The following is an 8,867-nucleotide window of genomic DNA, read 5'->3' on the forward strand; positions in this document are numbered from 1 at the left end:
CGCGGTGGCGGTCGGCGTCGCCGAGGGCGCCGAGCTGGTCGTCTCCAAGGTGGACACCCGCTACGTGCAGGGGCGCACCGCGGCCGGCGGCTGGTCCCAGCAGCGCTTCGCCCGGCGCCGCGACAACCAGGCGAAGGCGGCGCTGGGCGACGCGGCCGAGCTGGCCGTACGCCTGCTCCTGCCGGAGGCGGACCGTCTCGCGGCCGTGGTGGGCGGCGGTGACCGGCGGGCCGTGGACACGGTGCTGGCCGACCGGCGGCTGGCGCTGCTCGCCGCCCTGCGCGCGGAGCGGCTGCTCGACGTGCCCGAACCCCGGCACGCGGTGCTGGTCGGCGCGGTGGCCGCCGCCCGCGCGGTGCGGATCCTGGTCCGCGACCCGGCCCCCGACGCCGGCTGACCACGGCGTCCCCGGACGCGAGGGGACCCCGGCGCCGGGATGGTCGCCGGGGTCCGGGTGTGGTCCGGGTGCGTTACAGGGTGCCGCCGAAGGTGTCGCAGGCCTTCGGGTCGCCGGTGGAGAAGCCCTTGGTGAACCACTGCTTGCGCTGCTCGGAGGTGCCGTGGGTGAACTCGTCCGGGTTCACCGGCCGACCGGAGCGCTGCTGGATCGCGTCGTCGCCGATCTTCTCGGCGGTGTCGATCGCCTGCTGGATGTCCTGGTCGGTGATGCTCTTGAAGATCTTCTGGCCCTGCTCGTCGGAGGTGCCGGTGGCGTTTTTCGCCCAGGCGCCCGCGTAGCAGTCGGCCTGGAGTTCCAGCTTCACCGAGAGCGTGTTGGCGTTCTGCGGGTCGCGCTGCTGCTGGCGGCGCATCTGCGCCTCGGTGCCGAGCAGGTCCTGCACGTGGTGCCCGTACTCGTGGGCCAGCACGTACGGCTGGGCGAACTCGCCCTGGGCGCCGAGCTGGTCGGCGAGCAGGCGGTAGAAGGTGAGGTCGATGTAGACCAGGTCGTCCGCGGGGCAGTAGAACGGGCCGACCCCGGAGTCGGCCGCGCCGCAGCCGGTGCTGACGTTCTGGCTGAAGAACACGGTCTTCGACGGCTTGTACTGCTCGCCGAACACCTCCGGCAGGGCGGTCCGCCAGTACGCCTGGATCGAGTTGACGTAGAGGGTGTTGCGGCAGTCGAGCTGCTCCAGCGCGTCCTGCGCCGAGCACTTCTGCTCCAGCGAGGTGTTGTCGCCCTGCTCGGAGCCGCCGCCGTTGGTGGCCGCGTTCAGCCCGAAGCCGCCGCCCACCAGGGCGACCAGGACGGCGATGATGATGCCCACGATCCCGCCCCGGCCGCCGCCGATCGGGATCGGTATGCCCATCCCGCCGCCTCCGCCGGACCCTCGCCGATCCTCCACCTGGCTGGTGTCGACCCGCGCGTTCTCGTTCAGCTCCATGTTGACCCCGATCACCGAATGATCCGTATGTGGTGGTTGCGGTACCGGACCGGGTCCGGACGAGGTTTTCGGTACCCGATGATCTTGCGCGGTAATCCGGCGGGCGATCCCGGGGCCGCCCGGTACACTTGGCCCGTGCTGCGCTGCGAAGGCTGAACGGCCCCGCGCCGACGGGAAGTGATGACCCGCCGGCGCTTTCGCGTGCCCTGAGTCAGCCCTTCGCCGAACCCCGAGAGCGAGTACCTCGAAATGATCACTGCCACCGGCCTGGAGCTGCGCGCCGGTTCCCGGATCCTGCTGTCCGACACCACCCTGCGGGTGCAGCCGGGTGACCGGATCGGCCTGGTCGGCCGCAACGGCGCCGGCAAGACCACCACCCTCAAGGTGCTGGCGGGGGAGGGGCAGCCCTACGGCGGGCAGATCGACCGGCGCAGCGCCATCGGCTACCTGCCGCAGGACCCGCGGACCGGCGACCTGGAGGTCACCGGGCGGGACCGGGTGCTCTCCGCCCGCGGGCTGGACGTGCTCATGGCGCAGATGAAGGAGCTGGAGGCGAAGCTCGCCGAGGGCGCCGACGACGAGAAGCTGGTCCGCCGCTACGGCGTGCTGGAGGACCAGTTCGCCTCCCTCGGCGGCTACGCGGCCGAGGCCGAGGCGGCCCGGATCTGTGCCAACCTGGGCCTGCCCGACCGGGCCCTGGCGCAGACCATCGGCACGCTCTCCGGCGGGCAGCGCCGCCGCATCGAGCTGGCCCGGATCCTGTTCCGCGACGCCGGCGAGAACGGCGGCGGCATCCTGCTGCTCGACGAGCCGACCAACCACCTCGACGCCGACTCGATCACCTGGCTGCGCGGCTTCCTCGGCAACCACAAGGGCGGCCTGATCGTGATCTCCCACGACGCGTCGCTGCTGGAGGCGGTGGTCAACAAGGTCTGGTTCCTGGACGCCACCCGTTCCGTGGTCGACGTCTACAACCTGGGCTGGAAGGCGTACCTGGAGGCGCGGGAGACCGACGAGCGGCGCCGCCGCCGGGAGCGGGCCAACGCCGAGAAGAAGGCCGGCGCGCTGAAGGCCCAGGCGGACAAGATGCGGGCCAAGGCCACCAAGACCGTCGCCGCGCAGAACATGGCCCGCCGGGCCGAGAAGCTGCTGTCCGGCCTGGAGGACGTCCGGGTCGCCGACAAGGTGGCGAAGGTACGCTTCCCCACCCCGGCGCCGTGCGGGAAGACCCCGCTCACCGCCTCCGGCCTGTCCAAGTCGTACGGGTCGCTGGAGATCTTCACCGACGTCGACGTGGCGGTGGACCGCGGCTCCCGGGTGGCCATCCTGGGCCTCAACGGCGCCGGCAAGACCACCCTGCTGCGGATGCTCGGCGGCCTGCTGGAGCCGGACACCGGCGAGGTACGCCCCGGGCACGGCCTGCGGCTCGGCTACTACGCCCAGGAGCACGAGACGCTGGACGTGGAGCGGACCATCCTGGAGCACATGCGCAGCGCCGCGCCGGATCAGACCGACACCGACCTGCGCAAGATCCTCGGTGCGTTCCTCTTCTCCGGCGAGGACGTGGACAAGCCGGCCGGCGTGCTCTCCGGCGGCGAGAAGACCCGGCTGGCGCTGGCCACCCTGGTCTGCTCCGGCGCGAACGTGCTGCTGCTGGACGAGCCGACGAACAACCTCGACCCGGTCAGCCGCGAGCAGGTGCTCGACGCGATCGCCCGCTACCCGGGCGCCATCGTCCTGGTCACCCACGACCCGGGGGCGGTGATGGCCCTCAAGCCCGACCGCGCCATCCTCCTCCCCGACGGCGACGAGGACGCCTGGTCCGACGACCTCCTCGAACTCGTCGAACTCGCCTGACCCGCCCCGCCGCGCCGCGGGATCATGAAGTTGATGCCGACGGACACACGGCGTGTCGGGGCAACAACTTCCTGGTCACCGCAAGAGGGCGGTCAGGTGGGGGAGGACGCCGGAGGTGGTCAGGATGATCAGGCCGAGGGCGATGAAGACGGCCGGGACCAGCCAGTGGCCGGCGCGGCCGACCAGGGCGACCACCCTGGGGTGGCTGCCCAGCACGGCGGCGACCGCGCACCAGACGGCCACCAGGGCGGCGAAGACCAGCAGCCAGACCAGGCCGGTGGCCGGGTCGAGCGAGCGGAACACCGGCACGTAGACGGCGATGTTGTCGGCGCCGTTGGCCACCGTCACCCCGGCCACGCCGAGCAGGCTGCCGACCACGGCCGGGGGCTCGTCGTCGCCGCCGCGGAACAGCAGGGCGCGGACGCCCAGCGCGATCGGCAGCAGTCCGAGCAGGCCGGTCCACGGGTCGGGCACCACCAGCAGCCCGGCGGCGACCACCACCGCGACCGCGACCAGCGCGCCGATGCCGGCGTACTGACCGGCGACGATCTGCCAGGGGCGGGGCCGGCCGGTGCCGCGGGCCGCCACGAAGAACACGGTGAGCACGACGATGTCGTCGATGTTGGTGGCGGCGAAGACCCCGGTGGCGGCGGCCGCCGTGGCGAGCAGGTCGATCACGCGAGGCAGCGTACGGGTCGGCCGGCCGGGCCGCCTCTCATGATCCAGCCGGACGGCGCCGGCTGACCGGTCAGAAGGATCACTCTATCGGGAAGCTGACATTGCATAGCGTGTCGGTTGGCGAATAGTTGATATCTGGCGCATGATCGTTCGAGGCGGTCTAATAGGTGGGACCGTATCCGAACCGCACAGTCTGGGACGTGAGGAATCAGCATGGCAGCCACCGGCACAGCCACCAGCACTGAGAAGGGTCGCCGGATCGTCGGGGCCGAGCGCCAGACGCTCGCCAAGGACCTGGTAAAGCGGTACACCTCGGGTGAGAGCATCCGTGCGCTCGCGGCCTCGACCGGCCGTTCCTACGGGTTCATCCACCGGGTGCTCACCGAGTCCGGGGTGCAGCTGCGGCAGCGTGGCGGCGCCCGGCGCCGGAAGAAGGCGTGACCCGGCCCCCAGCGTCGTCCATCAGCGCCGTGCTCCGGGTGGTCCGGTGACCGCCGAGACGACCGGAGTACGACTCGACTGCGACGGGCCGGTCGCGACGGTGACGTTGTGCCGGCCCGACGTGCTCAACGCCCAGACCCCGGCGATGTGGCGCGCGATGAGCGACTTCTCCCGGGATCTGCCCGGCGACGTCCGCGTCGTCGTGGTGCGCGGTGAGGGGCGGGCCTTCTCCGCCGGCCTCGATCTGTCGGTTGCCGGTTCCTCCGGCCCGGGCTCCTTCGCCGAGCTCTCCACCCTGCCCGAGCAGGAGTGCGCCGACCGGATCGCCGAATACCAGGGCGGCTTCACCTGGCTGCACCGGCCGGACGTGATCTCGATCGCCGCCGTGCAGGGGCACGCCATCGGCGCCGGCTTCCAACTCGCCCTCGCCTGCGACCTGCGGGTGCTCGCCGAGGACGCCAAGCTCTCCATGGCCGAGGTGACCCTCGGCCTGGTCCCCGACCTGGCCGGCACCAAGCGCCTCGCCGAACTGGTCGGCTACTCCCGCGCGCTGGAGATCTGCGCCACCGGCCGGCGGATGGACGCCGCCGAGGCGGACCGGATCGGCCTGGCCACCCTGGTCGTGCCGGGCGCCGAACTCGACGGCGCGGTGCGCGATCTGACCGCGGGCCTGCTGGCCAACAACCGGGACGCGATCGTGGAGATCAAGGCGCTGCTCGCCGGGGCCGGCGGGCGGACCCACGCCGAGCAGCAGCGGGCCGAGCGGGAGGCGCAGACCCGGCGGATTCGCGACCTGGCCGGGCGGGGCGAATAGTAAGGACCGTTCGGGAAGATCCGGGTTACTCGCGAGGTTGTCGTAGTCGTCGGGAGAATTGACCCCGACGGTCCACGGCTGCCGACGACCCGGAGGTGACGAGTGTCCAACCCGATGGCCGGTGGCGGCATGGGCGGCTGGAGCATGCTCCGGTCGATGCGCAGCCGCGACGAGATCTCCACCCACCAGCTCACGCGCGGCACCGCCAAGCGGATCGTCGCGTTCGCCCAGCCCTACCGGCGGGACATCATCGTCTTCCTGGTCACCGTGGTGATCGCCGCGGTGATCGGGGTGGCCACCCCGCTGCTCGCCGGTGACGTGATCGACGCGATCGCCGGCGGCCGCTCCGACGCGGGCGCCACCGTGGTCCGGCTCGCCCTGATCATCGCCGCGCTGGCCGTGGCCGACGCGCTCTTCTCGCTGGCCCAGCGGTGGTATTCGGCCCGGATCGGCGAGGGCATCATCCTCGACCTGCGGACCCGGGTCTACGACCACGTCCAGCGGATGCCGCTGCAGTTCTTCACCCGGACCCAGACCGGAGCGCTGGTCAGCCGGCTCAACAACGACGTGCTGGGCGCCCAGCGGGCGTTCACCTCGACGCTGTCCGGGGTGGTCAGCAACGTCATCCAGCTCGTGCTCACCGCCGGGGCGATGCTCATTCTGTCCTGGCAGATCACCGTGCTGGCGCTGGTGCTGCTGCCCATCTTCATCATCCCGGCCCGCCGGGTCGGGCGGCGGCTGGCCGAGATCACCCGCGAGTCTTACAACCTCGACGCCAAGATGAACGCGACGATGACCGAGCGGTTCGGCGTCGCGGGCGCCCTGCTGGTGAAGCTCTTCGGCTCGCCCGAGGTGGAGGCGGCCCGGTTCGCCGGCCGGGCCGAGCGGGTCCGCGACATCGGCATCCAGTCCGCCATGTACTCGCGTACCTTCTTCGTGGCCATGCTGCTGGTGGCCTCCCTCGCCCAGGCGCTCACCTACGGTCTCGGCGGCTGGCTGGCCGTCACCGGCGCGGTCAGCGCGGGCACCGTGGTCAAGCTGGCGCTGCTGCTCACCCGCCTCTACGGCCCGCTCACCGCGCTCTCCAACGTCCGGGTCGACGTGATGAGCGCGCTGGTCTCCTTCGACCGGGTCTTCGAGGTGCTCGACCTGCGTCCGGGCATCGAGGAGAAGCCCGACGCCGTGCCGGTGCCCCGGGGCAACGGCCGGGTCGAGTTCCGTGACGTACGGTTCCGCTACCCGAGCGCCGCCGAGGTCTCGCTGGCCTCCCTGGAGGAGGTCGCCGCCCTCGACCGGACGGTCAACGAGCCGGTGCTCAAGGGCGTCTCGTTCGCCGTCGAGCCCGGCCAGATGGTGGCCCTGGTCGGCCCCTCCGGCGCCGGCAAATCGACGCTCTCCATGCTGATCTCCCGGATCTACGACGTGAGCGACGGCCAGGTGCTGGTCGGCGGGGTGGACGTCCGGGACGCCACGCTCGCCTCGCTGCGCGACGAGATCGGCGTGGTCACCCAGGACTCCCACCTGTTCCACGAGACCATCCGGGAGAACCTGCGCTACGCCAAGCCGGACGCCACCGACGACGAGATCTGGGCCGCGTTGGCCGGCGCGCAGGTCGCCGACCTGGTCCGCGCCCTGCCCGACGGGCTGGACACCACGGTCGGCGAGCGCGGCTACCGCTTCTCCGGCGGCGAGAAGCAGCGCATCGCCATCGCCCGGCTCCTGCTCAAGGCACCGTCGATCGTGATCCTCGACGAGGCCACCGCGCACCTCGACTCGGAGAGCGAGGCGGCGGTGCAGCGGGCGCTGTCGGTGGCGCTGACCGGGCGCACCGCGCTGGTGATCGCGCACCGGCTCTCCACCGTCCGCGACGCCGACCAGATCCTCGTCCTCGACGAGGGGCGGATCGTCGAGCGCGGCCGGCACGACGAGCTGGTCGCCGTCGGTGGCCTCTACGCCGAGCTCTACCGCACCCAGTTCGCGGTCACCGACTCGCCGGCCCCGTACGCCGAGCCCGAGCAGCCGAAGCCGGTGGTCACCACCGTGCCGGTCGGCACCTACGTGGCCCAGGAGGCGCTGCCCCCGGCCGCGGCCAACTAGTCGGCCGCGGCGCGGGAGGCGCTGCCTCCCGGCCGCTGACCGGCGACCGCGGCGCGCAGCTCGCCGAAGGCCGCGCCGAGCGTCTCCGGGGTGAAGTGCGCGTTCAGCCCGCTCGGGTTGGGCAGCACCCACAGCCGGGCCGCCGCGAGCGGTTCCGGCTGCGGCCCGAAGCCGGCCTTCGGCCGGGCGAATCCGATCCGGTACGCGGTCACCCCGACCACCGCCACCCAGCGCGGCCGGTACCGCGCCACCTTGACGGTCAGCTCCCGCGCGCCCTCGACCAGTTCCTCGGCGGTCAGCTCGTCGGCGCGGGCGCTGGCCCGGGCCACCATGTTGGTGATGCCCAACCCGAGCCCGGGCAGCTCGTCCTGCTCGCTGGGGTGCAGCTGGCGCGGGGTGAAGCCGCCCCGGTGCAGCGCCGGCCAGAACCGGTTGCCCGGGCGGGCGAAGTGCCAGCCGGTGGCCGCCGACCACAGGCCGGGGTTGATCCCGACGAAGAGCACGTCCAGCCCGGGCGCGATCACGTCCGGCAGCAGCGTGTCGGCCGCCGCCGCGAGCTGCTCCTTCGTCGGCCGGGGATACCGGCGCCTGACCGCCGCCGAGCCCGGCACGGCCGTCTCGGGCCGCGTGGCGTCCGGCGCGGCCGCCCCGTGCCGGGCGTCCCCGGGCCGGCGTCGCCCGTTCACCGGCTCGCCGTCACAGGCCGCGCAGCGCGCCGCCGTCGACCGGCACGGTCACCCCGGTGACGTAGCCGGCGGCGGGGGAGAGCAGGAAGGCGGCCACCCGGCCGAACTCGGCAGGGTCACCGATCCGGCCCAGCGGGATCGACGCCTCCGCCTCGGCCCGGGCCCGCTCCGGGTCGCCGGCGGCGGCCAGGAGTTCCCGGTTCCGGGCGGTCATGATCCGCCCCGGCAGCAGGCTGACCACCCGTACGCCGCGCGGGCCGTACTCGTCGGCCAGGTCCTTGGCCACCCCGGCCAGGCCGGGGCGCAGGCCGTTGGAGATGCCCAGCCCGGGCAGCGGGCCGCGCACCGAGGTGGAGAGCACCAGCCCGATCGCGCCGCCACCGGTGAGCGCGGCGGCCACCGTGCGCGCGGTGCGGACGCTGCCCAGGAAGACCGTCTCGAAGGACTCGCGCCACTGCTCGTCGGTGATCTGGGCGGCGGTGCCCCGGGGCGGGCCGCCCACCGAGATCAGCGCCCCGTCGAGCCGGCCGAACTGCTCGCGCGCCGCCGCGACCAGACGCCCCGGGGTGCCCGGGTCGGTGAGGTCGGCGGTCAGCCCGATCGCCCGCTCCGGGCCGCCGAGCGCCTCGACGGCGGCGGCCACCCGCTCGGGGGCGCGGGACGAGATCACCACGCGGGCGCCGTCCGCGACGAGCTGCTCGGCGGTGGCGAAGCCGAGGCCGTCCGAGGCGCCGGTCAGCACGTACACCCGGTCGGCGAGTCCGAGATCCATGAGGCTGATCCTGCCGTACCCCGGGTGGGCCTGCCACCCGCTCTCAGCGCGGCGCCGGCCGGAGCAGGCGTACCCGGCCGGCGAGCTGGGCCGCGACGGCGCCGCCGGCCCGGGCGACGGCCGGCAACCGGCGGGGC

General features: G+C 73.2%; 9 protein-coding genes. 5 read left to right on the forward strand and 4 right to left on the reverse strand.

Annotation, left to right across the window (positions count from 1 at the left end; genetic code table 11):
- Positions 1–397, forward strand: a 397-nt coding sequence (locus tag B0E53_RS29475) for an acVLRF1 family peptidyl-tRNA hydrolase (protein ID WP_281492926.1), incomplete at its 5' end; no start/stop codon positions are given.
- Positions 398–470: 73 nt separating this feature from the next.
- Here B0E53_RS29475 and B0E53_RS29480 read toward each other — a convergent pair.
- Entirely contained in the window at positions 471–1,385 is a 915-nt protein-coding gene (locus tag B0E53_RS29480; protein WP_107079000.1) for a neutral zinc metallopeptidase, read from the reverse strand.
- Between the two features lie 249 nt (positions 1,386–1,634).
- Here B0E53_RS29480 and B0E53_RS29485 point away from each other — a divergent pair, with 249 nt between their 5' ends.
- Complete coding sequence (locus tag B0E53_RS29485) at positions 1,635–3,242, forward strand: ABC-F family ATP-binding cassette domain-containing protein (protein ID WP_107078996.1); 1,608 nt, start codon at positions 1,635–1,637, stop codon at positions 3,240–3,242.
- Positions 3,243–3,317: 75 nt separating this feature from the next.
- Here B0E53_RS29485 and B0E53_RS29490 read toward each other — a convergent pair whose 3' ends face one another.
- Positions 3,318–3,920, reverse strand: coding sequence for a cadmium resistance transporter (locus tag B0E53_RS29490; protein ID WP_246835660.1), 603 nt, complete (start codon positions 3,918–3,920; stop codon positions 3,318–3,320).
- Positions 3,921–4,133: 213 nt separating this feature from the next.
- Between B0E53_RS29490 and B0E53_RS29495 the strand changes: the two genes are divergently transcribed.
- The 3 genes from B0E53_RS29495 (at position 4,134) to B0E53_RS29505 (ending at position 7,272) form a co-directional block, all read left to right on the forward strand.
- Positions 4,134–4,361 (forward strand): helix-turn-helix domain-containing protein, encoded by a 228-nt coding sequence (locus B0E53_RS29495; protein ID WP_007462679.1) that lies wholly within the window; start codon positions 4,134–4,136, stop codon positions 4,359–4,361.
- Positions 4,362–4,407: 46 nt separating this feature from the next.
- On the forward strand, positions 4,408–5,175 hold the full coding sequence (locus tag B0E53_RS29500) for an enoyl-CoA hydratase/isomerase family protein (RefSeq protein WP_107078998.1): 768 nt from the start codon (positions 4,408–4,410) through the stop codon (positions 5,173–5,175).
- 114 nt (positions 5,176–5,289) lie between these two features.
- Positions 5,290–7,272: an ABC transporter ATP-binding protein gene (locus B0E53_RS29505; RefSeq protein ID WP_107079002.1), complete on the forward strand. Its 1,983-nt coding sequence runs from the start codon at positions 5,290–5,292 to the stop codon at positions 7,270–7,272.
- Here the strand turns inward: B0E53_RS29505 and mug are convergent.
- Positions 7,269–7,883, reverse strand: a complete 615-nt coding sequence (gene mug / locus B0E53_RS29510) for a G/U mismatch-specific DNA glycosylase (RefSeq protein WP_107079001.1) — start codon at positions 7,881–7,883, stop codon at positions 7,269–7,271. The genes B0E53_RS29505 and mug overlap by 4 nt on opposite strands.
- An 85-nt stretch (positions 7,884–7,968) precedes the next feature.
- Positions 7,969–8,730, reverse strand: coding sequence for an SDR family oxidoreductase (locus B0E53_RS29515; RefSeq protein WP_107078999.1), 762 nt, complete (start codon positions 8,728–8,730; stop codon positions 7,969–7,971).
- Positions 8,731–8,867: the final 137 nt, after the last annotated feature.

The sequence above is a fragment of the Micromonospora sp. MH33 genome, from assembly GCF_003013775.1.
Lineage (GTDB): Bacteria > Actinomycetota > Actinomycetes > Mycobacteriales > Micromonosporaceae > Micromonospora > Micromonospora fulviviridis.

Bases quoted from the DNA above. Each gene is read 5' to 3' on its own strand.
- B0E53_RS29515 (WP_107078999.1), bottom strand. From the start codon at position 8,730: ATGGATCTCGGACTCGCCGACCGGGTGTACGTGCTGACCGGCGCCTCG.
- B0E53_RS29485 (WP_107078996.1), top strand. From the start codon at position 1,635: ATGATCACTGCCACCGGCCTGGAGCTGCGCGCCGGTTCCCGGATCCTG.
- B0E53_RS29495 (WP_007462679.1), top strand. From the start codon at position 4,134: ATGGCAGCCACCGGCACAGCCACCAGCACTGAGAAGGGTCGCCGGATC.
- B0E53_RS29480 (WP_107079000.1), bottom strand. From the start codon at position 1,385: ATGGAGCTGAACGAGAACGCGCGGGTCGACACCAGCCAGGTGGAGGAT.
- B0E53_RS29505 (WP_107079002.1), top strand. From the start codon at position 5,290: ATGGCCGGTGGCGGCATGGGCGGCTGGAGCATGCTCCGGTCGATGCGC.